This is a genomic window from Streptomyces olivochromogenes (assembly GCF_001514115.1).
In the GTDB taxonomy this organism is placed as follows: Bacteria; Actinomycetota; Actinomycetes; order Streptomycetales; family Streptomycetaceae; genus Streptomyces; species Streptomyces olivochromogenes.
In genome coordinates this window covers 49,580-76,577 of sequence record NZ_KQ948478.1, presented here as the reverse complement: position 1 = coordinate 76,577, position 26,998 = coordinate 49,580, and the positions used below count along the sequence as shown (strand labels likewise).

The window sequence follows — 26,998 nt, the reverse complement described above, 5'->3', positions numbered from 1 at the left end:
GCGTCCAGGGGGGACGGGCAGGAGCTTGTGCCCTGGCTGGCCAGGTGCACGTGCCGACGGCCAGAGAGGCCGTAGGCAGTCTCCGGGTCCTCGTCACAGAACTTCACGCAGGTGCAGTCCCGGATCTCGTCCCGCGCGGCGCCGTCGGCGGAGGCTCGGGGGCGAGCACCGGTGGTGGCGGTCGGCCAAGAGGTCACCGCCGAACCGAGAGGGCGGCAAGTGACTGTTTAACCGGCACGCAGGCTTGCTGTGCTCGCTGCAGAGGAGGACGAGCCCGCCGAGGAGACTGCAGAGGCGGAGAGCGTTCGCGACGACGAGGCCCCTACCAAGTGGGTAGGAACCTCGTGTCTGCTGCTCAAACCCGTGCGGCCAACGTTCCGGCTGCCACCGGCCGGCAGACCGCCGCGAACCGGGACTCGTACCAAGACTTCGGCGTAGTCGGATGGCGTCCGATTTGTGGCTGAGCGAGGTCGACTCGGCAAGATCGAGAACCTTCGCATCGCGCCATGCCGCGGGAGGGGGCGGCGGCATCCTGTCATGGTGCGAGACCGCCGCCCGCCCTCCGACCCAGCCCTTGCTTCACCTATCGAGTGTCGATAGATTCCCATCGCATCTCGATGGAAGGATGGGTCATGGGAAAGCTGACCGTGCGCGCGCTGCGCGCCGTGCTCGTGGTGGTGCTCACCGGCACCGTGTTCGTACAGGCATTGATGGTGTGGGCGTTGGTCAGCGGGAGTGACCCGGAGGACGGGTCACTCCCGCTGACCCCGCTGCGCGTGGTCACGATCCTGGGCATCGGGGCGGCCCAGGTCGCCCTGGTCTGTGTATGGCGACTGGTAACGATGGTGCGACGCGGAACCGTGTTCTCCCACGCCGCCTTCCGGTACGTGGACGGCATCATCGGCGCGATCGTCGCGGCTGCTCTCGTGTGGTTCGCGGTCACGGCCCTCAACGCGCCCGGCCAGCGGGACGACCCGGGCGTCACCCTCATCATGGGCGGGATTGGCGTGGCCATCCTGGGAGTCGCGCTCATCGTGCTCGTGCTGCGGATGCTGCTCGCCCAGGCCGTCGCCCGCGATGTCGAAGCGGCGCAGATGCAGGCCGAGTTGGACGAGGTGATCTGATGCCGATCGCCGTCGACATCGACGTGATGCTGGCCAGACGGAAGATGTCCGTGGGCGAACTCGCGGACCGCGTAGGGATCACGCCCGCCAACCTGGCGGTACTCAAGAACGGCCGCGCCAAGGCGGTGCGCTTTGCCACACTCGCCGCGCTCTGCGAGGTGCTCAAGTGCCAGCCAGGCGACCTGCTTCGCTGGGAGGCCGAGGACACCGCGGGCGAATGAACCGTGCCTGCCGACGCGTTATCGCCGATCCCACTTGCCCCTTTGACCAACTCCGCGAGCATTCCGGGGCCGTACTTGGGGAGATCCCGGGCCTGCTGGAGCGTCTGGCCGCGGCGCCCGACCCTCGCGATCCGCGCGGTGTACGGCACGCGCTGGTCGTCATGCCTGCGCTGACCGCGTGGGCGGTTCTGGCCGGAGCGACCTCCCTGCTGGCGGTGGGTGAGTGGATCACCGACGCCCCGCCGTCCGCCCTGGAGCGTCTCGGCGTACAGCCCGATCCGCTGTCCCCGAAACGGTGCCTGCCGACGGAGGTGACGGTGTGTCGGCCGCTGGGCCGCATCGACGGCGACGCGTCGGACCGGGCCGTGGGCCGCTGGCTGGCCGACCGGCGCACTGGGGCCGACGGCCGGCTGTACGCGTGGCGGTCGACGGCAAGACCCTGCGCGGAGCGGCCAGGGCCACGGGCCGCGAGATTCATCTGCTCACCGCCGGCGGCCACCTCTCCGGCCTGGTCCTGGCCCAACTCGACGTTGGCGAGAAGACCAACGAGATCACCTGCTTCCAGCCTCTGCTGGAGACCCTCGCCGATCTGGCGGGCGTGGTCGTGACCAGCGGACGCCATGCGCATCCAGCGCGAGTACGCCGGCTACCTGCTCGGCCGAGGCGCGCAGTACATCGTGATTGCGAAAGGGAACCAGGCGAAGCTCCACAAGCAGCTCAAATCCCTTCCCTGGAAGCAGATCCCGCTGCAGGGCCGCACCCACGACACCGGCCACGGCCGCGCTGAGATCCGCCGCATCAAGGTGTGCACGGCGAGGAGCCTGCTCTTTCCCGGCGCCCGCCAGGCCATCCAGCTCAAACGCCGCCGAATGGACCGCAAGACCGGCAAGGTCAGCATCAAGACCGTCTACGCGGTCACCGACCTCACTGCGGAACAGGCCACACCCGCCGAGCTCGCTCGGCTGATCCGCAGCCAATGGAAGATCGAAGCCCTGCACCACGTCCGAGACGCGACGTTCGCCGAGGACGCCTCCCAGCTGCGAACCGGCTCCGCACCCCGCGCCATGGCGACCTGGCGCAACCTCGCCATCGGCGCCCTTCGCCTCGCCGGGAAGAACAGCATCGCCGCCGGCCTCCGGCGCAACGCCCGCGACGCCAGCCGACCTCTCGCCCTCCTGGGACTCACATGATCACGAAATGGACGTCACGCGACTATGCCGAAGCCCTGCCCCTCGTACTACAACGCCGATGCCCTGCGAGCCATGCCTGAGCCCGGTGTAAGGCGTCGGCTGTCACGTCCCTCGGCAGCCGTACACCGGATTTGATCCATAGAAGGGCGCGTCACCAAATGCGAACACGCCACCGTCGCAGGCATTCAGCCAGTATCCCGAGGCCGTGGGCGTCGGCGAAATACTCGTGATCCGGCCATTGAGGGGTTTTCCTGCCATGGAACCGTAGAACGTGGCGTCGCCGAACGCGAACACACCACCGTCCGCCGCAGGTACTGACCTTGGTCGGGTGATGTCGGAGCCGTTCGCCTCAGGGTGGGCGCTTGGTTCCAGTAGCCCTGGGCTGTGAGATACGCACAGGGCGGTGGGTTGACCGACGCCGGGAGAGCCGTGCGGGAGCGGATCCGGCTGCAGGCCGTGAAACGCTTCGGGGGCGGAGAGAAGAACCGGGAGATCGCTGCTGCGCTGCGAGGCAGCGAGCGGTCGGTGTCCCCTTCCGCGGCCGCTGGAACAAGCTCTCCGCCGGGAAGAAGGCCGTCAACCGCGCCCACGCGAAGATCCGCGCACTCGGCGAACAGGCCATGGCCACCCTCAAGTCCTGGCGCCTGCTGTGGAAGCTCCGCTGCAGGCGCCACCCGCATCACCGACCTCGTCAAGGCCGTCCTCACCCTGGAGCTGACCGCCTCAGCCTGAGGAGGAAGCCTCACTGCCTTCTATACTCCTGGCGTGTTTGATACGTCGAACCTCTTCCACGTTTCGTCCATGCTCAATCGGCAGTCGATCGCACAACATGGCCTGGATTGGGCCCGGATGAGCGCCGCACCGGGAATCGCCGGCAGCCGTCGCCCTGAGGTGGAGGGGATCTTCGTCTGTCGGGGCGAGGAGGAAGCAGAGTTCTTCCTTCAGATCAACAACACCGGTGGGCCGGTTGATCTCTGGTCCGTGGACGGCATCGATGAGGGGTTGCTCCTCGACAACGGCAACGGATTCGTCTACCTGCCCGGCCGCATACCAGCCGCGCGAGTCCGCCTCGTGTGATCAGACGTTCCTTCGCAGCTTGGTTTTTGATTTCGCGCGGCGGTGCGGCTGGGGGTAGGCCCGAGCGGAATCTGGCTGCGAGCTCGGCAAAAGTGTGGTTGCAGCGCAGGTGGGCCAGGGTCGTCGGCGCCTGGCGGCTGCAGGTCAGCCGCCGCCGGGTGCCGATCAGTCGTCGCCGAGCGGCCAACCCCCGCCGCAGCAGTCGGAGTGCGGAATTGGACAGATGCAGCCCGGATGGGTGGGCAATGGCTCGGGGGCTCTAGGCGGAGAAGGTAGTTGTTAGTCGACAACCCATCTACCTGAGTTTTCGTTGCCCCGTCACCGCAACCGCTCGATCTCACAGCCAGGTTGGAAGGGGCTCAGTGGCTGCTGTCTTCGCGCGCGGATCGGGGGCGGCCGATGGACGTCGTGTCATCCGGTGGCCGTGGGGGAGCGCTGGGAGTCAGGTGGCGCGTGAGGGCGTCGCCGGATTCGTGGGACAGGGAATCGCAGTCCAGGCCCAGCTGGCCGGCGAGGTCGCGGGCGTGGAGGCGGACGGCGGCCTCCAGCAGAGTGGCGTACGTGTCGGCGGCGGTGCGGGTGCGGCGCCAGCTGGTGATGACGAGGGCGGCCGTGATTCCGGCGGCGGGCCACCACCACGGGACAAGGAGTAGGTACAGCACAGCCCAGGCTGTCAGGGTGGTGGCCCGGGTGAGGGCCTGGCGGGCGGCTGAGATCTCGGTGCGGACATTGTCGGGCAGCGACAACCACAAGTGCGGCCACAGGGCCGCCAGATCGAGGTGGTAGTCCCGCTCCAGCCGCACGGCCACGGCGTGGATGCGGTCACCGCTCCAGGTGGGTCGTTCGGGGCGCTCGGGCGAGATGCGGGTCATCGCTGCGCGGGCCGCGTACCGTGGGAGGGGAGTTGTCCGTGCGCCGCGGGCGCGGGCGGCGGCGGCTTCATCCCGGTGACGGTGCCAAGACACGGCGGCATCCGTCCAACGGGTTCTCCGGCGTCCGGTGGCCCACTGCGCGAGATGGCGAAGGCCTGGTGGCCAGATGGGCCAGTCGGCGGCGAGGTGGAGCGGTTCGGTCAGGGAGCCCAGTGTCTGGGCGGCCAGTCCTACAGCTGCGGCTCCCGCCAGCGAGGCGGCCAGCAGCACCACTTGGCCGCCGGCGGTGCCGGTGGCGGGGGCGATGGCCCACGAGGTGATCTGGCCCGTCAGGCGGTGCAGGTCGAAGGGGTGTGCCTGGCCGAGGGTGAGGGCGGTGGCGCCGACCGCCAGGTAAAGGGCACCGGGCAGGACGAGCAGGGACAACCATCGTTCGGCGAGCTTCTTGCCGAGTTCTGACAGCATGCCGCCCATCGGCTACAACTGGTCCCGGCGAAGTGCTTCTCCGCTGATCGCGCAGTGGGGCACTGGGACGGGTCCCTGCGGCCACCAGGAGCGTGCGCACCGCGTGGCCGGGCACAGGTACACCGGCTCTGATGGGCGTTCACGGTCGGTGCCCGCCGGGTGCACATCGCGATCTCCTGTGCGCCTGCGGATCGTGTACGTGCTGAGGCCCTGGAGGTCGCCGAGGGCCTGCAGAACACTGTGCAAGACGTTCACGGGGCCCGCTACCTCCCCGCCGCCGCGTGCAGTGTTCAGCAGTTCTTGGAGAACCGTGTCGTCCCCGGCCGGGCTGTCGCACAGACGCCGGCGGATATGTTCCACGTTCGCGCAGACGATCGCCATCCGCTGCGCCGTCTCTTCAGTCACACGTCCCCCGCTTCCCTTGGTCCGAACCGCTCCCTGCCGGTGTCGATGAGGCTGTCCGGCCGCTTTGCGGCCAGCGTATCCACACGACAGGCCGCCACCTCACGAAGCGTGCCACTACTATCGCAGAGCGTGAGCATCCAGGGGGGAAGAATGCGCGACGAACGACTGGCTGCGCTGCGAGCACGGTTGGAGCGGACAGGCCAGGGTCGTGACCTGTCACCCGTGCTGGAGTCCGAAGCTCTGCGCGAGGCAGGGCAGTTGGCGGCGCACCACGGCCCTGGCGACCCGGAAGCCGGGTTCCTCCTCGGCTGGTTCCACTGGTACCGCTACCAGGCGTTGCCCGCAAACAGTTGTGACGCGGAACTGAACGCCGCCGTCGAGGCATTCACCCCGTGTTACGTCATCGGCATGGCCGGGCTTCCGGAACTGCTGCAGCCCCTCCTCGCCTATGCCGCTGTCCCGCGGGCCTTCGAGATGTTCCAGCGCCTACAGGTGTCCCTCGACCCGGACTTGCTCTCCGGCACAGCGGATCTGTGGCGCCGCATCGTGGTCGACTCACCCGACCACCCGGACCGCGCATCCTTTCTGACGGTACTCGGGCTCGTGCTGCAGGTGAGGTTCGAGCGCATCGGCGTGCCGGCGGACATTGACACCGCTATCGGCTACTTCCGGGAAGCGGTCGCCACCACTCAGGCCGGCCACCCGAGCCGTGCGACCGCGCTGTCGATGCTCGGGAGCGCCCTGGGAAAGAGGTTCAGGCAGACCGGCACGCCGGCGGATCTGGACGCCGCTGTCGCGGTGGGGCGTGAGGCGGCGGCCATGGTCGCCGCCGATGACCCCGACCGCGCAAGGACGCTCTCCTCCCTCGGGCGCCTGCTGCTGCTGAGGTTCGAGCGGACCGGCGCTCTGGCCGATGTGAACGAGGCTGTCGCGATGGGGCGGGAGGCGGTGGCTGTCGCCGCAGCCGACGACCCCGACCGCGCGACAATTCTCTCCCATCTCGGAAGCTCTTTGGGACTTCGGTTCGAACGGACCGGCTCGCCGACGGACATGGATGCCGCTGTCGCGGTGGGGCGTGAGGCGATGGCCGCTACCCCTGCCGACCACCCCTACCGTGCGATGCGGCTGTCGAACCTCGGGAATGCGCTGTCGAGACGGTATGCCCGGACCGGGGTCCGGGCGGACCTGGACATGGCAGTCGTGGTGGGGCGGGAGGCAGTGGCGGAAACGCCGGCCGGTCATCCGGAGCGGGCGATGCGATTGTCGAACGTCGCGAGCTCACTACACCAGAGGTTCGACCGGACTGACGAGTTGGCGGACCTGGACCTGGCCATCGGCCACTTCCGGGAAGCGGTGGCCCTTTCGCTGCCCGACGACCCCGACCGTGCGACGCGGCAGTCCAACCTCGGGAGTGCGCTGCTGGCCAGGCACAGGCGGACGGGGACGGCAGCGGACCTGGATACGGCTGTCGCGGTGGGGCGTGAGGCGGTGACCGCCACCCCCACCGATCATCCGGAGCGCGCGAAGCGGCTGTTGAGCCTCGGGAACTCACTGCACAGTAGGTTCGAGCGGACCGGCGAGCGGGCGGACCTGGACTTGGCCATCGGCCACTTCCGAGAAGCGCTGGCAGCCACCCCCGAGGACCACCCCCGCCACCCGGTACTACAGTTCAGCCTCGGCAGCGTGCTGCTGGCGAGGTACGAGCGGACCGGTGCGCTCGCAGACCTGGAGACCGCCGTCGCCGTGAAGCGTGCGGCCGTGGCCGCCACCCCCACCGACCACCCCGACCGACCCGCAATACTGTCCGCCCTCGCCACCGCCCTGGGGAAGAGGTTCGAACGAACGGGAGTTCTGGCGGACCTCGAGGCGGCCATCGAGGCGGGACAGCAGGCGGTGACCGCAACCGCCGCCGACCATCCCAACCGCGCTATGTGGCTGGCCAACCTGGGCACCGCGCTGCACAGGAGGTTCGAGCGGACCGGCGAGCCGGCGGACCTGGACCTGGCTATCTGCCACACCCGGGAGGCACTCGTCGCCACCCCCGCCGACCATCCCAACCGTGCCGGCATGCTGCACGCCTTCGGAAACGGACTGCACATGAGGTTTGAGCGGACCGGCGAGGCGGCCGACCTCGACATGGCAGTCGCGGTGGAGCGCGAGGCGGTGGCCGCAACCCCGCACGACCATCCCGACCGGGTCGGCAGGCTGAACGCCCTGGGCGGCGCGATGCGCAGCAGGTTCGAACGCACCGGTGCACTGGCGGACGTGGACACCGCCATTGACCATTTTCGCGACGCCGTGGCCGCCACCCCACATGACCACCCCGACCGTAGCCTGCTGCTGGTCAACCTCGGCAGCGCGCTGAGAAGGAGGTTCGAGCGAACCGGAGGGCTGGCGGATCTGGGCACCGCCGTCATGGTGCTGGAGAAAGTGTTGACCGCCACCCCCGCGGACCACCCCGCCCGCGCGATGCGACTGGCCTCCCTCGGCGCCACACTCCACATGCGGTTTGAACGGACCGGAACGCCGGCAGATCTGGAAGCGGCCATCGCGCACCTCCGGCAGGCCGTGGACGCCACTTCCGCTGACCACCCCAGCCGTGCCATGTGGCTGTCCAGCCTCGGCGTCGTACTCCTGAGAGGGGTCGAGCGCAGCGGCGTGCGGGCCGACCTGGACGCGGCGATCGTGATCGGTCAGGAGGCCCTGGCCGCCACCCCCGCCGACCACCCCGGTCGGGCGACACGGCTGTCCAACCTCGGCAGCGCCCTGCTGGGACGGTTCAGGCGGACCAGTGTCCCGGCGGACCTCGACACCGCCATCGAGCATTTCCGTTCGGCGGTGGCCATCGCTCCCGCCGACCACTCCACTTGGGCACTGTGGCTGTTCAACCTCGGGAACGCGCTCGAGACCAGGCGCAGGCGGACCGGAGCGGCAGCCGACCTCAGTGAGGCGGTGTCCTGCTGGCTGGAAGTGGCATGGACGGAATCGGCGCCACCCTCCCTGCGCGTTCGAGCAGGATGGAGCGCCGCTCGCCTCCTGGCTGCGTCCGGCGACGGGGAACGGGCGGCACAGGCAGCGGAAGCAGCGGTGCTGCTCCTGCCCCAGACCACTGCACGCCGTCTGGAACGCGGCGACCAGCAGTACACGATCGGCGGCTTCGCCGGCCTGGCCGGCGAAGCCGCCGCGCTGGCCCTGGCCTCCGCGGTCGGGAATGATGCGGAGCGGGCAGAGCAGGCCTTGAGGCTTCTGGAGGCCAGCCGGGCGGTCCTGCTCGGCCAGGCCCTGGAAACCCGCACCGACCTGACCACCCTGCGTGAGCGCCATCCAGGGCTCGCCCGACGGTTCATGGAACTGCGAGAGCGCCTCGACGAGCCCACGACCATGGCGGTCGGCGAAGTGGGCGCAGAAGCCGCTGAGGCCGCTGAGGCCGCTGATCACACACTTCGGCTGGTACGGGACCGGCGAGTGACCGTGGAGGAGTTCACCGCCGTCCTGGACAAGATCCGCTCGCTGGACGGTTTCACCTCCTTCGCGCTGCCGCCATCCACCAAGGACCTCCTTGCCCAAGCGGCCCAGGGCCCGGTGGTGGTGTTCAACATCAGTGACCACCGCAGCGACGCCCTGCTGCTCACCTCCAAGGGCATCACCGCCCTTGAATTGCCCGGCCTCTCCCCGGCCCGGGTGACGGAGCAGACCGACGTCTTCCGGCAGGCGCGGCAGCTCGCGGTGTCAGGCACCGACCACGACATCCGGAAAGCAGCACAGGCCACCCTCATCAAGGTCCTCGAGTGGCTATGGGACGAGGCTGTCGGCCATGTGATGGAAACACTGGAACGCGACGGCCACCTGACGGTCGAGCGCGGCGATTCCGGCAAGGAGCTGTTGCCGCGGGTGTGGTGGGCGCCGGGCGGACTACTGGGACAACTGCCCGTGCACGCCGCAGGCCACCACACGGACAAGACCGGGGGCCCACGGCCACGAACCGTGATGGACCGGGCCGTCTCGTCCTACATCCCCACGGTGCGCGCGCTGGGCTACGCCCGCGAACGCTCGCAGACTCCTGCGGCGCAGCCGCCCACGGGTCCGCGGAGTCTGATCGTGGCGATGCCGACCACTCCCGGGCTCCCCGGCGGCGGGCGGCTGGGTTTCGTCGAGGCCGAAGTTGCGATGCTGCTGGACCGTCTGCCCAGTCCCGTGCTCCTCCGGGAGCCCGAGTCCGACGGAGCTTCGGGCGATCCGGCAGAGGCCGTGCCGACGAAGGACAACGTGCTGGCGCGCCTGCCGGAGTGCGCGATCGCGCACTTCGCCTGCCATGGTGACAGCGATCCCGTCGATCCATCGAGGAGCCTGCTGCTGCTCCACGACCACGCGGACGACCCGCTCACCGTGGCCTCCCTCGCACCTGTCGCACTCGACCGGACCAGGCTGGCCTACCTGTCCGCCTGTCGCACCGCGGTCGTCGACACACCCGCACTGCTGGACGAAGCCATCCATCTGACCTCCGCCTTCCAGCTCGCCGGCATCCCGAATGTCATCGGAACCCTGTGGGAGATCGACGACGACATGGCGGTGACCGTCGCCGCTCTCTTCTACGCCGGCCTGCAGGCCGACGCGGTGGGGACGGACTGTGCAGAGTCCGCCCGAGCGCTGCACACAGCACTCCGTCAGATCCGTGACGGCCTCGGGCTGCCGGCTCCTTTCGACCGCACGCAAGCCCCCCTGCTATGGGCCGCCCATGTACACGCAGGTGCTTGAAAGACCATCCGTATCGCAAGGGCGTACCGGCTGCCGAGAGGAGTCGACTGCCCGGGGACAGGTCTTCATGCGGGCGAAGACGCGCTCGACGCAGGCACGGACCTTGCGGTACGAGGCGCTGTGCCCTTCTTTCCAGGCCGGTACCGCGATAGCCGCCGTCGGGGATCACGGGTCGTCCTGCCGACAGCGTCCTTCGCGCCTCTGCCAGCTCTTTGACGAGGCAGTTGTGCGGTGCGTTCAGGGCGCGCCGCTGTGATGTACCGCATCGCGGTGTAGGAGGCGATGCCGAACACAGATGGGGGTTGGTCGTGACCGGCCAGCGCAGGTGGCGTTCGCGGAGCCATGCGGAGGCGTAGCGGTAGGTGAGTTTGTTCGGGTAGATGGTGTGCCGTTGTCCGGGGCGTCGTACGACGAGATGCTCGCGGGACAGGTCAAGGTCGGTGAGCAGCTGGCTGCGGATGTCGGTGCCGCTGAGCGCATGGATGCGGACCAGCACCATCACGAAGCGCTGGAAGTCGTCCTGCGTGTGGCTGAGGACGCCCGCCAGCCGGTCCGAAGGTGCGGAGGGCGGGGTCTTGTTGATCCCGGTGAAGACGAGGCCGCGGGTGGGATCGCGGAAGATACTGCGACAGGTGCGGCCGGCGTGCTCCCACTTGCCCTCTCCGCGCACGATGACGACGAGTTCGGGTTGGAAGAAGTCGAGGGTGTCGTTCGCTGTCCTGCCTGTTGTCCTGCCTGTTCATGTGTGACGACAGCGGTGTCGGCCCTGTGTGTGCCTGGTACGGGTCTCATCCGAGGTTGGTGTCGCCGACCTGCCGGCCGGGGGCCGGTGATGCCGGAGCGGCGGACAGCGTCGAGCGTGTGACCTGGACGACTGTTCCGTCTCGGGTGCATGGGGCGCGGGGGAGGGGATTGCCGTGCGACGGCAGACTGGGCCGCAACCGCAGTTCACCTCGGGGACGCGCGGCGGCCGATGATCAGGATTCGGCTACGCGTGGAAGCATTCCACGCGGAGGCCGCCTTACTGCTGCGATGTCCTGATGTGACGGCGTTATGGCATTCCGGGGTGTCTTGCTCGGCTCCCGCTATGCCATAGCGTCGGTGGTACGACGCGGTCGGACGGTTTCGCCTCCACGGCGGATACCACCAGCGGAAAGCGAAGCCCGCGGGCACGATGAATGACGACCGGGGGTCCGGCCGTGTCCGTCATCGATCATTGCGAATGAGGAAAGAAGGCGATCCACCCAGTGGCATCGCAATCACGCGCGGGACAGCCGGCGCTCCACGGGCTGGAATTCGGAATCAACGAATGGCTCGTGGACGAGCAGTACGAGCGATATCTGAACGACCCCGGCTCGGTCGACCGGACCTGGAGAGAGTTGTTCGCCTCCCCGATCCCCGCGGCCCGCCGAGAGGCGCGCAACAGTGCGACGACCGCGCAGGAGAGTACGGACGAGGCGGCCGTCAAAGCGGTCCGCGTTGCCGCGCTCATCGAGGCGTATCGAGTCCGCGGACATCTGGTGGCCGACACCGACCCGCTCACGGCAGGACGGGTGGCCGCGCATCCGGAACTCGAGCTCACGGCATTCAGGCTCCAGGGCGATGACCTGCAAAGAGATTTTGTCGTCGACGGATTCGCGGGGCAGGCCACCATGACGCTTCGCGATGTGCTCAATGCGCTGCAGGACTCGTACTGCCGTACCGTCGGCACCGAGTACATGCACATCCAGAGCTCTCAGGAACGCCGCTGGGTGCAGCAGCGGATCGAATCGCCTCAGCCCCGGCCGGACGTCGCCGAACAATTGCAGATTCTCTACCGGTTGGGTGCGGCAGAGGCTTTCGAGACGTTCCTGCAGACCAAGTACGTGGGACAGAAGCGGTATTCGCTCGAAGGCGGCGAGTCGGCGATCGTGCTGCTCGACGCCCTGCTGCTGCGCTCCATCGGGCACGGGGTGAAGGAAGCCGTCATCGGTATGGCACACCGGGGTCGGCTCAATGTGCTGGCCAACATCATCGGCAAGTCCTACGCAGAGATCTTCGATGAGTTCGAGGACGCGGTGGACATCCGGTCGGTCCAGGGATCCGGCGACGTGAAGTACCACCTCGGTGCGGAAGGGACCTACCGTGCGCTGGACGGCGGCATGATCGCGGTCTGCGTGGTGGCGAACCCCTCGCATCTGGAGCTCGTGGGGCCGGTGGCCCAGGGGGTGGTGCGCGCCAAGCAGGACAGGGCCGCAGACGGTGGCGAAGCCTTCCCCGTCCTGCCGATCGCCGTCCACGGCGATGCCGCGTTCGCCGGTCAGGGCGTGGTCTTCGAGACGCTGAACATGTCCCAGCTGCCCGGCTACCGCACCGGCGGGACGGTCCACATCGTCATCAACAACCGGCTGGGCTTCACCACCTCGCCCGCCAACGGCCGTTCGAGCGCATACGCCACCGACGTGGCACGGACGGTCCAGGCCCCCATCTTCCATGTCAACGCAGACGACCCCGAGGCCGTGGTCCGGGTCGCGCGCGTGGCCTTCGACTATCGTCAGGCGTTCCACAAGGACGTCGTCGTCGATCTGGTCTGCTATCGGCGTCACGGGCACAGCGAGGTCGATGATCCCTCCATCACGCAGCCGGCGATGTACGACCGCATCGACGCCAGGGCTTCGGTGCGCAAGCTGTACGCCGAGGCGCTTGTCCGCCGGGGGGACATCACCGAGCGGCAGGTGGAAGGCGCCTTGCGGGACTATCAGGGGCACCTCGCACGGGCCTTCACCCAGACCCGGACGCGTCCGGCGCCCCCCTCCCCGACGCCCGTGAACCACCTGAACGCCACGAACCCCGTGAACGCTCAGCATGCGGCCGCCTCCCAGGCGGCGACCGCGATCACGGAGGCCACCGCCCGCCAGGTGATCGCTTCCCAGACCGCTGTGCCGGGAGGTTTTACCGTGCACGCGCGCGTTCTTCCGCAGCTCCAGAGGCGGACCACGATGCTGGATGCGGGAACGATCGACTGGGCCACCGCGGAAACACTGGCCATCGGCTCCCTGTTGCTGGACGGGGTTGCGGTGCGGCTGGCCGGGCAGGACTCCCGCCGTGGCACGTTCGGCCAACGGCACGCCGTACTCACCGACCGGCGCACCGGCGCGGAGCACACGCCACTGAGCTCCCTCGGCTCGCGGGCTGCCGACTTCGCACCCTACGACTCGATGTTGTCCGAACTGGGCGCCCTGGCCTTCGAGTACGGCTACTCACTGGCGCGGCCCGACGCTCTGGTGCTGTGGGAGGCCCAGTTCGGCGACTTCGCCAACGGCGCGCAGGCCGTGATCGACGAGTACATAGCGTCATCCGAACAGAAATGGGGCCAGCGCTCCGGAGTGACGCTGTTGCTGCCGCACGGCCTGGAAGGACAGGGGCCCGACCACTCCTCCGGCAGGATCGAACGGTTCCTCCAGCTCTGCGCGCAAGGGAACATGACCGTCGCCATGCCCTCCCTACCGGGCAACTACTTCCATCTGCTCAGGCAGCAAGCGCTCGACGAGCGCAGAAGGCCACTGGTCGTCTTCACGCCGAAGTCGATGCTGCGGTCGAAGGTGGCTACCTCCGGGTTGACGGAGCTCACCATGGGCGCGTTCCGTGCGGTCATACCGGATGAGACGGCGGACACCGCCCGGATCAGACGTGTGCTGGTGTGTTCGGGCAAGGTCTTCTACGACCTGGACGCCCATCGGCGAAGCGCCGGTCTGTCGGACACCGCGATCGTCCGCCTGGAGCGTCTCTACCCGTTCCCCATGGAGGAGCTGGGCGCGGAACTCGCCCGCTTCCCCGTCGGGGCCGAGGTGCGATGGGTGCAGGAGGAGCCGGAAAACCAAGGCGCATGGTCCTTCGTGGGCCCCCATGTGCACCGGCTGGCGGGCCGTCCCGTCGTATGCGTCAGCCGCCCGCAGGCGCCGGCGCCCGCCGTGGGGTCTGCCCGCCGGCATGCCGGCGAACAGCAGGACCTCGTGACGTCGGCCTTCCACTGACCGTGCCGCCCCCAACGGTTCGGAAGACGGGCCCCACCACGACAACCCGCGGCCTTGTGCCCCGGACACCTCCCGGACCGATCCCAGGGGCGCCCGGGGCCACGGGGCCTGTGCACGCTTTGTTGCCGCGCACAGGGCACTTGGCCGTCACCGCAGTGACTGCTTTGAAGGCGGAGGCCCGCTCGGCCTCCCGGCAGTTGGTGCCCCCGTGGTAGCGGGGTACCAAGCACGGAGCGGCGCCGACCTCGTCGGACATGGGTCATCGAGTTCGGGCCATCCTTAGGGGAGGATGGAATCGACGTACCCTCCATCCACCCGCAGCGCGCCGCCTGTGGTGGCGGACGCCAGGTCGGAGCTCAGGTAGACCACCATGTTGGCGATCTCCTCGGGTTCGATCAGGCGCTGCAACAGCGACTGCGGGCGGTGCTCTCGCATGAAGGCTCGCTGTGCCTCGTCCCAAGGGAGGTCGCGGTCGACGAGTTGGTACACGAAATCCTCCACACCAGCGGTGTGGGTAGGGCCGGCGATGACGGAATTCACGGTGACGCCGGTCCCTGAGGCATGCTTGGCGAAGCCACGGCTGACCGCGAGCAGGGCGGTCTTCGACATGCCGTAGTGGATCATCTCGGCGGGGATCACCACTGCGGAGTCGCTTGCGATGTATTGGACGCGGCCCCACCCCCGTTGGATCATCTGCGGCAGGTAGGTACGGGTGAGTCGGACGGCGGCCAGCACGTTCACTTCGAAATAGCGACGCCATTCGTCGTCCGTGATCTCCAACGGGTCCTTGGCGCCGAAGATGCCGAGATTGTTGATGAGGATGTCGACGTCCGGCAGGGCTTCCCGGGCGGCGACGGCGCCCTCCTCGGACGTGACATCGGCGGTGACCGGAAGGAAGTCGCCGGCCGGCACGTCGGCTTTGAGCTGTTCGATGGACTCCTCGACCCTGCCCCGGTCGCGTCCATTGACTCCAACCCGGGCGCCGGCCCGCGCGAGTCCGGCCGCGATCGCGGCTCCGATGCCTTGGGTGGATCCCGTCACCAACGCGGTCCGTCCCGTGAGGTCCAGGAGCATGTCTTTTCCTTCCCGACATAGGTTCGGCGGCTGTCAGCCGTCATGGCACTTCTTCTCCTCGGAGTGCCCGATCATGTTCGGAAACCCTGGGATGGGGCAGTACGGGTGACTGCCGACGGCTCGTTCTCGACTTTGCTGGTGACGAACTTCTCGTACTGGCGTCGACGTCCTCGTCGGTCAGGTCTCGAGGGTCCTCGACGAGAGACCTGAACTCTGAATGGGCGGCGTTCTCGGTTCGCTGCAGGAAGCGCATGCCGGAGAGCATCCTGGTCCAACCCCTCGGCACACTGGCGCGGGGCGTGCCGGACGGCGGCCCGGGGGACTGGCGGCTCACCCTTCTCACACACGTCGGTGCTGCCTCCTCGCGAGCCCGCGCCCACCAGGTCGAGAGTGTTCAGCAGCGGGGCGTAGGTCGGGATCTCGTAGCTCTTGTCGGCGATCTGGAGCTGCGCGAGCCGCTCGGCGATCGGGGCTGTCGCCTCGGCACGGGTCAGTTGCTCCAACGCGGTGGGGATGGGGGATATATGAGGGAAGGCGCGGTCTCGCTCGGCATTCATGGGACCTGGACACTCACATGATCACCGGCTCGGGGTCGGGGCGCCATAGGAATTCCCTATAGCAGCTGCTGACATTTCGTCTTTGCCTCTCGTTCTATTCCGGACCTACCGTGAAACAGCTCGACGAGGTGCTGACCGCGATTTCTCCGAAGATTCGCGCTCCGCACACGTCGATCCTTCTTCCGCCGAGCGGACGAACACATAATTGAGAGGACCGGTGGCATGACCACGATCGAGAACGGATCGGGAACGCGAGAACTCGCGGGAAAGCGGGCCCTGGTCACGGGAGGTTCTCGCGGAATCGGAGCGGCCGTCGTGCGCCAACTCCCGGACGCGGGCGCCGAGGTGCTCACGACCGCCAGGTCGGCGACGAGCACGGTACCGGAGGGTGCCACCTTCGTGGCGGCCGACGTGCGGACACGGGCTGGAGTGGAGGCGCTCGCCGCGGCCGCGCACGAGGTGCTCGGCGGGGTGGACATCCTCGTCCACAACGCGGGCGCGGGGCCGGACCGCACGCCGGCGCCGTGGCCATTCCCGACGAGGAGCGGCAGGACGCGCTGGACTTGAACTTCCTGGCGTCGGTGCGGCTGGACTCGCTGCTGGCACTGGGGATGCGGGAACGGCGTTCGGGGGTGATCGTGCACGTCTCCTCGGCTGCGGTCACCCTCACGCCACCATCGTTCCTGCGCTACGTGGCGGCAAAGGTGGCCCTGGGGGCCTACAGCTGGGGACTGGCCTCGGAGCTGGCCCCGTTCGGTATCCGGGTCAACACCGTGTCTCCCGGCAGAACCGCCACCCCCGGCGGCGCAGCGACGCGGGAGCAGTGGGCGTGCCTGGACGCGGGGCCGGGCCAGGACAACACGACCCCGCCGCTGGGGCGCGATGGTCAGCCCGTCGACATCGCCCACGCGGTGTTGTTCCTCATGTCCGACCGGGCGAGTTGGCTGACCGGGAGCAATCTCGTCGTGGACGGCGGTGAATTCCCCAGGGGTTGACGCCGACGGCATTCCGGAACGCCAGTTTCGACACAAGGAATTCAGCGGTGCCCGCCTCCTTCTCGGCCGTCAGGACACCGAGGAGAAGGAAGCGGACTCGGACCAGGTCTCCTGACGCAGGAGTTCGAGCAGGGCCGTCTCCGCTGGGCCCGCGCTGTGTCGGACCACGGCGATGACGGGCTGGGACACGGTGGAGGTATACGTGCACGGCGTGTCCACCCGCAGCGTGGACGACCTTGGCAAGGCACTCGGGGCGGACAACGGGATCTCGAAGTTGGAGGTGTCGCGGATCTGCGGTGAACTCGATGCCGAACTGGCCGGGTTCAAGGAACGGCCGCTGGATCACACGGTCTTCCCTCACGTGTTCCTGGACGCCACCTACTGCACGGCCCAGGTGGACCAGCGGATCGCCTCCCAGGGGGTGGCCATCGCCACCGGCATCTCGGCCACCAGGCACCGCGAGACCCTCGGTCTGATGGTCGGCGACAGCCGGTCGAAGCCGTTCTGGACTAAATTCCTGCGCACCTTACGAGCCCACGGTCTGGAGAACGTCCGGCTGGTCATCTCCGACAGCCACAGTGGGCTGGTGGCCGCGCTCCGCACCGTCTTCCTCGGCTCGGCCTGGCAAAGGTGTCGGGTTCACTTCGTGCGCGACGTCTTCAGCGTGATCGACAAGGGCTCAGCGGAGATGGTCGCGGCCACCATCCGCACCACCGTCGCGTAGACCACCGCCGAGGCCGTGCGCACTCAGCCGGATGTGGTGGCCGAGATGCCCGGACGGCAGTTTCCCAAGGTCAAGACGCTCGGGGGGGGGTATGCCTCGATGGTCGGGCTGACTGGGCCGTGTATGTCACCGGCTGTAGCATCGGCGCTCACGAGAAGTGGTGGTGGAGCCGCAGCAACAAGAGGCCGGCGCTGTTGAAGTGCGGCGGGGAGCGCCAGCAGTGGATCTTGTGGTGTACGACGGGAAGCTCCATCCCGATGATTGTCTCGGCGGCGAACTGCACGGGAGGCAACTCTCAGCGGTGGAAGATGGCGTGACGGAGAGGGGGCAGGGGCCGGTTGTGACGCCTGCGCCGCTCGAAATGCTCACCAGGCGAACAGACAGAGCGTGCGAGAACGTCGGAGACACACGAGCTGATCGTCTCGTCACTACGTCGCCGCTGATGCAATCCCGCAATCGCATGACCGTCGCCGAGCACGCTGACCGTCCACCAGCACACGGTATCCCTGGTGAAGCGGAAGGCTGAGAACGAGACAACTCGCCTCAAGTCCCACGAGAATGAACGAACTCTCCAGAACAACCTCTTATGCGCCGCCAGGGCTGCTCGGCAGGACTCGGTCGAGCTGGCTGCGTGAGGTGATGCCGAGCTTGGTGAAGACCTTGCGCAAGTGGTACTGGACGGTGCGTGCGCTGATGAACAGGCGGGTGCCGATCTCCGGGTTCGACAGGCCGTCGCGGGCCATCCGGGCGATCTGGCCTTCCTGGGCGGTCAGTTCCTCATGCCGGGCCGGGGCAGTGCGCTTGTGGGCGGTTCCGCCGGCGGCCCGCAGTTCGCGGCCGGCACGCTCGGCGAACGCTGACATGCCCATCGTCTCCAGCATGCCGTGGGCCGTGCGTAGTTGTTCGCGTGCGTCATTGCGACGGCGTTCCCGGCGCAGCCATTCCCCGTACAGCAGATGCGCGCGGGCGAGATCGACCCGGAGCCGGGTCTTGGCGAAGTGGCTGATCGCCTCGCGATACAGGCGCTCGGCTGCGTCGCCCTCGCTGAGCAGCGCGCGCGACCGGGCCCGAGCCCCTAGGATCCAGTCGGTGCCGCTGGCATCGGCCATCTCGGAGAGCCGCCGACAGGCGTCGGTCGCGGCCTCGGGCGTCCCGCAGCGTGCGGCGGCCTCGATCAGCTCGACCAAGGGCCAGCAGATCCCGGCAGGATCGTTGTCGTAGGCGGTGGCACGCAGGCCCGCGGCCATGGCCTTGTCGTAGTGGCCGAGGCCGTTGTTGAGGGCGGCTTTCGCCCATTCGGCGTAGGTGACGCCGATTCCCTCGCCGCGCGTGGTCACGTCCTCCAGCGTGGCGTCGATCACGGCGCAGGCCCCGGTCTCGTCACCGCGCAGTGCGGCCAGGCCCATGGCGCTGTAGGACGCCAGGCCGCTCCCTGTCGCTTCCTTGACCGCCTGCAGTTCGTCGGACAGCGACGCCGCGCCGGGCAGATCACCGGCGAACAGCAACACGTAGGCACGTGCGGTGAGGGCCAGCGGCAGCTCACTGAGCGTGCCGGTCTCGCGCGCCAGTCGGATGTACCGGGCCGAGAGCGTCTCCCAACTGTCGTCGTCCCAGAGCCGCATGGCCGTGATGCACGCCAGGTACATGCGTCGCAGTTCCTCTTCGACGGACATGCCGGCTCCGAAGTCGGCCAGGGCCCTGCGCAGGACCGGGACTCCTGCCGCATACCCGACATCAAGGGTTGCCGCCGTGCCGTCGAGAAGGAGATCGGGAGCGCGCGGGGCGTGACGCGGCGGAGGTGCCGCGCCCGCCGCCCGGGCCACCTCCAGCACGTCACCGCCGGGACCGGCCAGGCGTCCGGCGAAGATCGCGCCGAGCAGCGCGTCCAGGTAGGCCGCGCGGGAGAGACTGGCGTCGATGGGCCGGAGCCGCTCGGCCGCCGTCAGTAGCAGCGCGGGGGCATCACCACCCCGGCTGGTGTTGAACGCGAGCTGGGCCCGCATCATGTCGACACGTGCCTGCTGGAAGTCGCTGAGCTGCCCGGATTCGGCCATGGCCAGCAGCTCCGACGCCACGTCGAAAGCACCTGCCTGGATCGTGGCCTGCACAGCGTCCAGGGCCCGGCCGGCCCGCCCTGCCGGGTCGAGCGTGAGCAGCGCCGCCTGCTTCAGGAACGCGGCTGCCGCGGCCGTACCGCCGCGTGCCCGGGCCCGCCCGGCCGAGTGTTCGAGTTCGGCGGCGACGTCCTCGTCTGGTCCCGGGGCGGCCTGCGCGCGATGCCAGGCACGCCGGTCGGGATCGAGCCGCGGATCGGTGGCCTCGGCCAGGGCGCGGTGCGCCTCCTGTCTGTCCTGGGCCGACGCCGAGCGGTAGGCCGCCGAGCGGGCCAACGGATGGCGGAACCGTACCCGGGTGCCGAACTCGACCAGGCCGGCCTCGATGGCGGGTGCCGCGGCGTCGGTGCCGGTCCCGAGTCGGCCGGCTGCCCGCCACACCAGGGCCGGGTCGCCGGAAGGGTCGGCCGCCGCGATCAGCAGCAGCCTCCGGGACTGTTGCGGAAGGGCGCCGACCCGCCGTAGGAAACTCTCCTCGATGCTGCCCGAGAGCGGCATCAGGCCGGGGAGCCCGAATCCGCCGGCCAGCTCCGCGGGCGTCAGTCCCCGCGTCAGCTCCAGCAGGGCCAGCGGGTTGCCCCGTGCCTCGAACACGATCTGGTCGCGTACCCGGGCGTCGATCGGCCCGGTCAGTACCGCGTCCAGCAGGGCCCGCGCGTCGGCCTCCCGCAGCCCTTCGACCACCAGTTCCGGCACTCCTGCCAGGTCGCCGTGCACGGTACGGGCCGCGAAGACCAGGCCCATCGACTCCGCCCCCAGACGGCGCGCGACGAAGGCGAGGACCTGCGCCGAGGCGCGGTCGAGCCACTGCTCGTCGTCGATCAGGCAGATCAGCGGCCGCTGCTCCGCGACCTCGGACAACAGGCCCAGCACGGCCAGACCGACCAGGAACCGGTTCGGCGCCGGTCCCTCGCTCATGCCGAAGGCGGTGCGCAGCGCGTCACGCTGCGGCCCCGGCAGATGCTCGAGCCGGTCCAGCAGCGGCGCGCACAGCTGGTGCAGCCCGGCGAAGGCGAGTTCCATCTCCGACTGGACACCCGCGGCGCGTACGACACGGCAGCCGAGTGCCTGCACGGCCAGGTACTCGAGGAGCGCCGTCTTGCCCACGCCCGGCTCGCCGGTCACCACCAGCGCCCGGCTCTCACCGCCGCGTACGGCCCCGATCAGCCGGTCGAGCACCCCGCACTCGCCGCGGCGGCCCGTCAGCTCCGCCGCGCGCCTCCAGCCCGGCAGGTCCGCGGCCTCACGCACGGCACCACGTTATCCCCCTCCGGCCGGCGCACCGGCGACGGTGGCCAGCCAGTGGCGGATGCGACCGTCGCCCCGCCGGTCGCAGGCTTGGACCAGGACATCAGTGGGGGACGGACCGTGAACGGAGCAGCCATGACGACCATCCACCACCGCTACGCCACCGTCCGTGGACAGCGACTGTTCTACCGGGAGGCGGGGCCGCCCGCCGCGCCCGCCGTGGTACTGCTGCACGGCTTTCCCACCAGCTCGTTCATGTTCCGGAACCTGATCCCGCTGCTGGCCGACCGGTTTCACGTGATCGCCCCCGACCATCTGGGCTTCGGCCTCTCCGACGCGCCACCGGTGGATGAGTTCGACTACACCTTCGACGCCCTGGCCGACCTGACCGCGGAGCTGCTGGAACAGCTCGGGGTCAGCCGGTTCGCCTTGTACGTCCACGACTACGGCGCACCCCTGGGCTGGCGGCTCGCCCTGGCGGACCCCGCCGCGGTCACGGCGATCATCAGCCAGAACGGCAACGGCTACGAAACGGGGTTCACGGAGGACTTCTGGAAACCGGTGCGCGCGTACTGGCAGGACCAGACACCGCAGACCGAGGCCGCGATACGTCAGGCGCTGACCCTGGAGGTCACGCGATGGCAGTACCTGCACGGCGTGCCGGACGAGAGCCTGGTCGACCCCGACACCTGGTATCACGACTTCGCCCTGCTGTCCCGGCCGGGCAACGACCTGGTCCAACTGCGGCTGTTCGCCGACTACGCCGGCAACCTCCCGCTGTACCCGAAGCTGCACACCTACCTCCGCGACAGCGGGGTACCGCTGCTGGCCGTATGGGGCCGCAACGACGAGATCTTCCGCCCCGAGGGCGCGCTCGCCTTCACCGACGACTCACCCCGGGCCGAGATCTGCCTGCTCGATGGCGGCCATTTCCTGCTCGAAAGCCATCTTGACGCCGCTGCGGGCACCATCCGCAGCTTCCTGGAAAGGACACTGACATGACCGGCCTCCTGAAGGACGAGACAGTCCTTGTCGTCGGGCGGGGCGGTGGGATCGCCCGCGCCATCGCCTTCGCCGCCCGGGACGCGGGGGCCCGCGTCATCGCCGCGGGCCGCGACCGGCACGCCCTCGCCGACGCCTACGCCGGCGAGCCCGACATCACCACCGACACCGTCGACCTCACCGACGAAGCCGCCATCGCCGCCCTCGGCGAACGGCTCGGTACCGTCGACCATGTGGTGTCCACGGCCTCGGCCCGTGCTCGGGGGCACCTCGCCGGCCTGGACCGGGATGCGGTCAGGCTCTCGTTCGACACCAAGGTGATCGGCCCGCTCATGCTGGCCAAGCACCTGAGCCCCCGCATCGGTGAAGGCGGGTCGTTCACGCTCTTCTCCGGCGTGGCCGCGGCGAAGATCGCGGTGGGAACCCTGGCCGTGGCCATCACCAACGGCGCCGCCGAGGTCCTGGCCCGCTCGCTCGCCCTGGAACTGGCCCCGATCCGGGTCAACGCCATCTCTCCCGGTGTGATCGACACCGGCGCCTGGGACGCCCTCGGCGAGCAGGGCAAGGCGGACTACTTCGCCGATATGGGCGCCCGCAACCCCGCACGGCGTATCGGCACCGCCGACGACATCGCCAATGCCGTCCTGTTCGCCATGACCAGCACCTTCCTGACCGGCGTGACCCTGCACATCGACGGCGGTGAGCCGCTCACCTGATCCCGTCCCCGGTCCGATCCGAACAAGATTCCGAAAGGAAACGAGACTTTGAAAGGAGGCAGGACCCCGAAGGAAAGCATGACTCCGAAAGGAAGCAAGACTCCGAAAGGAGCAAGACGATGGGCCTCTCCTGGCAGCAAGGACCGCTCGCGCCCGCGGCGGTCGGCCGGTTTCTGGTCCCCGATCCGCTGCCCGAACGGATGCTGTTCGCCGAGCCGCTGCGCCGTCGCATGCGTGTCCGGTTCGGCGGCACCTGGATCGTCGACAGCGAGGACGTCGTACTGCTGCACGAGCCCGGCCGCTATCCGGTGGCCTACTTCCCGCTCGGCGACGTCACCGCCGACGTACTGCAGCCGGACGAGCACACGACCCGGCACCGTGACCTCGGCACGACGTCCTGGTACACCGTCCGGGCCGGGACGCAGAGCAGGCAGCGCGCGGCGTGGCAGCACACCGAACTGCCCGACCACGCCGGAGACCTGAAGGGACGGGTCGCCTTCGCGTGGCGGGCGATGGACGCCTTCTACGAGGAGGACGAGCGGATCGTCGGCCACGCCGCCGACAGCTACCACCGCGTCGACATCCGCTCCACCAGCCGCCACCTGGTCGTCCGCAGCGGCGACCGGGTCGTCGCCGACACCACCCGCCCCCTGGTCCTGTACGAGTCCGGGTTCGCACCCCGCTGGTACGTCCCGCGCGCCGATGTCGACGAGTCCGCGCTGACCCCGGCCGAGGGCCGGACGTTCTGCCCGTACAAGGGTCTGGCCAGCTACTACGACATCGTCGGCGCCCACCGCGCGGCGTGGTCGTACGAGGACGCCTGGACCGAGGTGCGGCGTGTCTCCGGGCTGGTGTCGTTCGAGCCGGACGAGATCGAGGTGCTCCTGGACGGCATCCGGCTGAGGCTGGAGCCCGGTCAGGGCGTGGTCTCGCACGGCGTCGACCGCAACCTCAGCCTCGACGAGACGACCGCCGTCCGGCAGGCATGACCGGCACCGTCGTACTCGACGGCACTGCCGGTGCCACAGGAAGGAGCACGCGATGCCCACCCTGCTGTCGGTGAACGTCGGCATGCCGAAAGTCGTGTCCTGGCAGGGCAGGACCGTCCGCACCGGCGTGTGGAAGCTCCCCATACACGGCCCGGCGAGGGTTCGTCGGCTCAACATCGACGGCGACGGCCAGGGCGACACCAACGGCCACGGCGGCGAGCAGCGGGCCGTGCTGGTCTACCAGATCCAGTCGTACCGGCACTGGCAGCAGTACTTCGGACGCGACGACTTCGGGTTCGGCCAGTTCGGGGAGAACCTCACCGTCGACGGCCTGCTCGACGACGAGGTCTGCATCGGCGACCGGTACCGCATCGGTGAGACCGAATTCGAAGTGACCCAGCCGCGGGTCACCTGCTACCGCGTGGGCCTGCGCCTCGGCGAACCCGAACTTCCCGCGCTGCTGGTCAGCCACCACCGTCCTGGCTTCTACATGCGGGTCATCCATGAGGGACACATCCAGGCCGGCGACCCGATCGTGCAGACCAGGACCGGGCCCGGAGCGCTGAGCGTGGCCGACACCGACGCGTTGCTCTACCTCCCCGACCCCGAACCCGCCAAGCTGCGCCTGGCCCTGCGGATCCCCGCCCTCAGCCCCGGCTGGCAGGAGTCGTTCCGTGACCTGCTCAAGTCCGTCGACAGCCCGGTGGTCGTCGCGGCCACCGGCCCGGCCTGGGACGGCTTCCGGCCGCTGCGTGTGGCCGAAGTGGTCCCCGAGAGCACGACGGTCACCTCGATCCACCTGGCCGCCCCGGACGGGTCCCGGCTCCCGGCTGCCCACGCAGGCCAGTACCTGACCCTGCGCATCCGCGAGGCCGGCCGGCCCGCCCCGGTGCGCAGCTACTCGCTGTCCTCGACGCCCGATGCCGGCCGCTACCGGATCAGCGTCAAACACGAGCCCCACGGCACCGCGAGCGGCTATCTGACCACGAGGCTGCGGCCGGGAGCGATCCTCGACGCCGCAGCACCGCGCGGTGACTTCATGCTCGACGAAGGCACCGGCCCGGTCCTCCTCGTCTCCGCCGGCATCGGCCTCACCCCGGTGCTGTCCATGCTGCACGAGCTCGCCGCCCAGGACAGCGAGCGCGAGATCTGGTGGATCCACGGGGCCCGTCGGCCACAGGAACACCCGCTGGCCGCCGAGGCACACGTCCTGCTCACCTCACTGCCGCACACCCACGAGCATGTCTTCTACAGCACAGCCACACCCGAAGAACGCAAGCGTGCCCATGCCGTCGCCGGGCGACTCACCAAGGACAAACTGGTCGCGCTGTCCGTTCCGGCCGACGCGACCGCCTTCGTCTGCGGACCCGCCTCGTTCATGACCGACATGCAGCACGCCCTCACCGCGGCCGGCATCGACCCGTCCCGCATCCACACCGAGCTCTTCGGAGCCATGCCCTCCATCAACCCCGGCCTCACCGGACAGGAGGCTCGGACACCCCACCAGCCCCCGGGGCCGCCCGGAACCGGCCCGCTGGTGACCTTCGCACGCAGCGGTATCTCCGTGCCCTTCCCCGACGGCAAGCCCAGCGTGCTCGAACTCGCCGACGCCTGCGACGTCCCCACCCGCTGGAGCTGCCGCACCGGCGTGTGCCACACCTGCACCACCCCGCTCCTGTCCGGCGACGTCACCTACTCCCCGACCCCGCTGGAGCCCCCACCCGACGGCCACGTGCTCATCTGCTGTGCCCAGCCCAGCACCGACGTCGTCCTCGACATGTAAGGCCGGCCAACACCATGACCACACCAGCCCCACAGCCAGACAGAGCCGACGACGACAAGCAGACAGCTGTCGCACCGGCCGAGTCGGATCCGGTCGCCGTCACTCCGGCCATCGGCCCGATACCGGCCATCTACATCCCCCGGTCATCGAACAAGGCATGCGCCGCCAATCGGATCTGGCATACCGCAGTCCGGGCGGCACGCAGGGCGGTCCAACGAGCCACCCGCCGTCCGCCGGACCACCGGATACCCCGGGACGGTGAACGTCCGGCCATCAGCTCTGCCACCCGCCCTGTGAGCAGTATCGACAGGAGGAACGATGCCCGAGACCCCAGCTGACCTGCGCTACAGCAGTGATCGCCGCTGGTTCCGCTTGGACCATGCCGGCGGCCTCGTCCGCGTCGGAGTCACCGGCTTCGCCAACACCGATCCCTATGGACAGGGCTGGATGTTCGAGACCGACATCGACCCATCGGCGTGGGACGAGCAAGTCGCCGTACGGATGGATGCCCGCGCCCACCGAAGCCCGGCAGGTGCCTGATGGACTACCAGCTCGAAGTGATCACCCTGTCCGTCAGCGACGTCGACCAGGCCGCCGCCTACTACACCCAGGCCGGCTTCATCCTCGACGTCGACTACCACCCGGCCGACAACTTCCGCGTGTTGCAGCTGACTCCGCCGGGCTCGGCCTGCTCGATCCAGATCGGTGTCGGGCTCACCGATGCCCCACCGGGATCGGCACGCGCCGTCTATTTGGCCGTCACCGACATCGAAGCCGCACACCGCCAACTCACCGAACGCGGCGTCAAGGTCAGCAGCATCCGACACAAGTCACCGATCGACGACTGGAAAGGCGACTGGGCGTCGGGCCCCGACCTCGACCGCCGGGACTACGCCAGCTTCGCCGACTTCGCCGACCCGGACGGCAACACCTGGACACTCCAGGAAATCGGCCACCGGCAGCCGGAAGGCGCCGACGACGAAGGGGGTCGCTGAATCTTCGTACGGCCGTCGCGCCCAGGCGCCAGCGGCCTCGGGGTCACATCAGGCGTGCCATGTACGACATGGCGCCGCCGCTCCTTCGCCCGAACCAGCGATAGCACCACACCTGTTGCGCACGTTGTCTACAGAGTGATCCAGTAGCGGCGCTTGATGCCCGCGTCGGTGGTGCGGACATCTTCCAGGACACCACCGTTGCGTTCGATGCTGCGTGCCGACGCGACGTTGTCGTCGTCGCAAGTGACGAGGACTCGATCCAGACCGAGCGCACGGGCCTCTGGTAGAACCGCCCCGAGAGCCCAGGTAGCCAAGCCGCGTCTCCGGAAGGAGGGTCGGATGCTGTAGCCGATGTGCCCGCCGATGTCGAGCAGAAGGGCGTTCAGGTAGTGCCGCAGATCAATGGCCCCCAGGTAGCTGTCACCCTCGACGATCCACCAATGGGTGGCATGAACGCGCTCCTCCCCGACGGCAACCGACCTGTCCGACTGCTGTCGCAGTCGTTCGACCCACTCCGAGAAAACGTCGGGGCTGTCGAGGTCCGCATCAGGAGCGAGACGCAGGCCCGTCCCGTCCTGGTGGGCACCTGGAGACCACTCGTCACGCGCTGCGAGCCATGAGGAATGCAGCCGACCTGTGGGTGCGATCAGTTCAGGCATACGGGCGACGCTAGCACTCG

General features: G+C 68.9%; 17 protein-coding genes and 7 pseudogenes. 17 read left to right on the top strand and 7 right to left on the bottom strand.

Features of this window, described 5'->3' with window-relative positions; genetic code table 11:
* Window positions 1-632 precede the first annotated feature (632 nt).
* From AQJ27_RS44415 to AQJ27_RS44400, 7 genes and pseudogenes are all read left to right on the top strand, one after another.
* The gene (locus AQJ27_RS44415) at window positions 633-1,124 is read left to right on the top strand and encodes a DUF2975 domain-containing protein (protein WP_067382616.1); all 492 of its coding nucleotides are present in this window, start codon (window positions 633-635) and stop codon (window positions 1,122-1,124) included.
* Window positions 1,124-1,345: a helix-turn-helix domain-containing protein gene (locus AQJ27_RS44410; protein WP_054237256.1), complete on the top strand. Its 222-nt coding sequence runs from the start codon at window positions 1,124-1,126 to the stop codon at window positions 1,343-1,345. Before AQJ27_RS44415 ends, AQJ27_RS44410 begins: the two co-directional genes overlap by 1 nt.
* Entirely contained in the window at window positions 1,342-1,953 is a 612-nt protein-coding gene (locus AQJ27_RS59510; RefSeq protein ID WP_235613917.1) for a transposase family protein, read from the top strand. Before AQJ27_RS44410 ends, AQJ27_RS59510 begins: the two co-directional genes overlap by 4 nt.
* 12 nt (window positions 1,954-1,965) lie before the next feature.
* Window positions 1,966-2,535, top strand: coding sequence for an ISAs1 family transposase (locus tag AQJ27_RS59505; protein ID WP_235613916.1), 570 nt, complete (start codon window positions 1,966-1,968; stop codon window positions 2,533-2,535).
* Window positions 2,536-2,919: 384 nt separating this feature from the next.
* Window positions 2,920-3,063: pseudogene (locus AQJ27_RS61040) on the top strand (IS630 family transposase); the annotation flags it as partial.
* Window positions 3,057-3,267: pseudogene (locus tag AQJ27_RS53590) on the top strand (IS5/IS1182 family transposase); the annotation flags it as partial. The pseudogenes AQJ27_RS61040 and AQJ27_RS53590, both read left to right, overlap by 7 nt.
* A 33-nt stretch (window positions 3,268-3,300) precedes the next feature.
* Complete coding sequence (locus AQJ27_RS44400) at window positions 3,301-3,612, top strand: hypothetical protein (protein ID WP_079065748.1); 312 nt, start codon at window positions 3,301-3,303, stop codon at window positions 3,610-3,612.
* Between the two features lie 55 nt (window positions 3,613-3,667).
* On the opposite strand, the pseudogene AQJ27_RS59500 reads toward AQJ27_RS44400, so the two are convergent.
* Together AQJ27_RS59500 and AQJ27_RS56885 are read right to left on the bottom strand one after the other, a co-directional pair.
* A pseudogene (locus AQJ27_RS59500) lies at window positions 3,668-3,859 on the bottom strand (IS5/IS1182 family transposase); the annotation flags it as partial.
* A 112-nt stretch (window positions 3,860-3,971) separates the two neighbouring features.
* On the bottom strand, window positions 3,972-4,949 hold the full coding sequence (locus AQJ27_RS56885) for a hypothetical protein (protein ID WP_159064566.1): 978 nt from the start codon (window positions 4,947-4,949) through the stop codon (window positions 3,972-3,974).
* Between the two features lie 627 nt (window positions 4,950-5,576).
* Here AQJ27_RS56885 and AQJ27_RS44390 point away from each other — a divergent pair.
* On the top strand, window positions 5,577-10,109 hold the full coding sequence (locus AQJ27_RS44390) for a CHAT domain-containing protein (protein ID WP_067382610.1): 4,533 nt from the start codon (window positions 5,577-5,579) through the stop codon (window positions 10,107-10,109).
* 63 nt (window positions 10,110-10,172) lie between these two features.
* Here the strand turns inward: AQJ27_RS44390 and AQJ27_RS59495 are convergent.
* A pseudogene (locus AQJ27_RS59495) lies at window positions 10,173-10,309 on the bottom strand (IS5/IS1182 family transposase); the annotation flags it as partial.
* 1,047 nt (window positions 10,310-11,356) lie between these two features.
* On the opposite strand from AQJ27_RS59495, the gene AQJ27_RS44385 reads away from it, so the two are divergent.
* Window positions 11,357-14,122 (top strand): multifunctional oxoglutarate decarboxylase/oxoglutarate dehydrogenase thiamine pyrophosphate-binding subunit/dihydrolipoyllysine-residue succinyltransferase subunit, encoded by a 2,766-nt coding sequence (locus AQJ27_RS44385; RefSeq protein WP_425275276.1) that lies wholly within the window; start codon window positions 11,357-11,359, stop codon window positions 14,120-14,122.
* A gap of 279 nt (window positions 14,123-14,401) precedes the next feature.
* On the opposite strand, the gene AQJ27_RS44380 is transcribed toward AQJ27_RS44385, so the two are convergent.
* Window positions 14,402-15,196: an SDR family NAD(P)-dependent oxidoreductase gene (locus AQJ27_RS44380; protein ID WP_067382603.1), complete on the bottom strand. Its 795-nt coding sequence runs from the start codon at window positions 15,194-15,196 to the stop codon at window positions 14,402-14,404.
* A gap of 779 nt (window positions 15,197-15,975) precedes the next feature.
* On the opposite strand from AQJ27_RS44380, the pseudogene AQJ27_RS44370 reads away from it, so the two are divergent.
* Window positions 15,976-16,748: pseudogene (locus AQJ27_RS44370) on the top strand (oxidoreductase).
* A gap of 69 nt (window positions 16,749-16,817) precedes the next feature.
* Here the strand turns inward: AQJ27_RS44370 and AQJ27_RS55160 are convergent.
* A pseudogene (locus AQJ27_RS55160) lies at window positions 16,818-16,937 on the bottom strand (LysR family transcriptional regulator); the annotation flags it as partial.
* 1 nt (window position 16,938) lies between these two features.
* Between AQJ27_RS55160 and AQJ27_RS44365 the strand changes: the two are divergent.
* Window positions 16,939-17,553 (top strand): annotated as a pseudogene (locus AQJ27_RS44365) (IS256 family transposase); the annotation flags it as partial.
* A 503-nt stretch (window positions 17,554-18,056) separates the two neighbouring features.
* Here the strand turns inward: AQJ27_RS44365 and AQJ27_RS44360 are convergent.
* Complete coding sequence (locus AQJ27_RS44360) at window positions 18,057-20,837, bottom strand: AAA family ATPase (RefSeq protein ID WP_079065744.1); 2,781 nt, start codon at window positions 20,835-20,837, stop codon at window positions 18,057-18,059.
* Window positions 20,838-20,969: 132 nt separating this feature from the next.
* Here AQJ27_RS44360 and AQJ27_RS44355 point away from each other — a divergent pair, with 132 nt between their 5' ends.
* From AQJ27_RS44355 to AQJ27_RS44330, 6 genes are all read left to right on the top strand, one after another.
* The gene (locus tag AQJ27_RS44355) at window positions 20,970-21,836 is read left to right on the top strand and encodes an alpha/beta fold hydrolase (RefSeq protein ID WP_067382597.1); all 867 of its coding nucleotides are present in this window, start codon (window positions 20,970-20,972) and stop codon (window positions 21,834-21,836) included.
* Complete coding sequence (locus AQJ27_RS44350) at window positions 21,833-22,552, top strand: SDR family oxidoreductase (RefSeq protein WP_067382594.1); 720 nt, start codon at window positions 21,833-21,835, stop codon at window positions 22,550-22,552. Before AQJ27_RS44355 ends, AQJ27_RS44350 begins: the two co-directional genes overlap by 4 nt.
* Before the next feature lie 119 nt (window positions 22,553-22,671).
* Window positions 22,672-23,541 (top strand): DUF427 domain-containing protein, encoded by an 870-nt coding sequence (locus AQJ27_RS44345; RefSeq protein ID WP_067382591.1) that lies wholly within the window; start codon window positions 22,672-22,674, stop codon window positions 23,539-23,541.
* A gap of 52 nt (window positions 23,542-23,593) precedes the next feature.
* A complete protein-coding gene (locus AQJ27_RS44340; RefSeq protein WP_067382587.1) occupies window positions 23,594-25,324 on the top strand; it encodes an MOSC and FAD-binding oxidoreductase domain-containing protein in 1,731 nt (576 codons plus the stop codon).
* 318 nt (window positions 25,325-25,642) lie between these two features.
* Window positions 25,643-25,864, top strand: a complete 222-nt coding sequence (locus AQJ27_RS44335) for a biotin/lipoyl attachment domain-containing protein (protein ID WP_067382584.1) — start codon at window positions 25,643-25,645, stop codon at window positions 25,862-25,864.
* Complete coding sequence (locus AQJ27_RS44330) at window positions 25,864-26,319, top strand: VOC family protein (protein WP_067382581.1); 456 nt, start codon at window positions 25,864-25,866, stop codon at window positions 26,317-26,319. Before AQJ27_RS44335 ends, AQJ27_RS44330 begins: the two co-directional genes overlap by 1 nt.
* A gap of 128 nt (window positions 26,320-26,447) precedes the next feature.
* Here the strand turns inward: AQJ27_RS44330 and AQJ27_RS44325 are convergent, their stop codons facing one another.
* Window positions 26,448-26,978 (bottom strand): GNAT family N-acetyltransferase, encoded by a 531-nt coding sequence (locus tag AQJ27_RS44325; protein WP_067382577.1) that lies wholly within the window; start codon window positions 26,976-26,978, stop codon window positions 26,448-26,450.
* Window positions 26,979-26,998 lie beyond the last annotated feature (20 nt).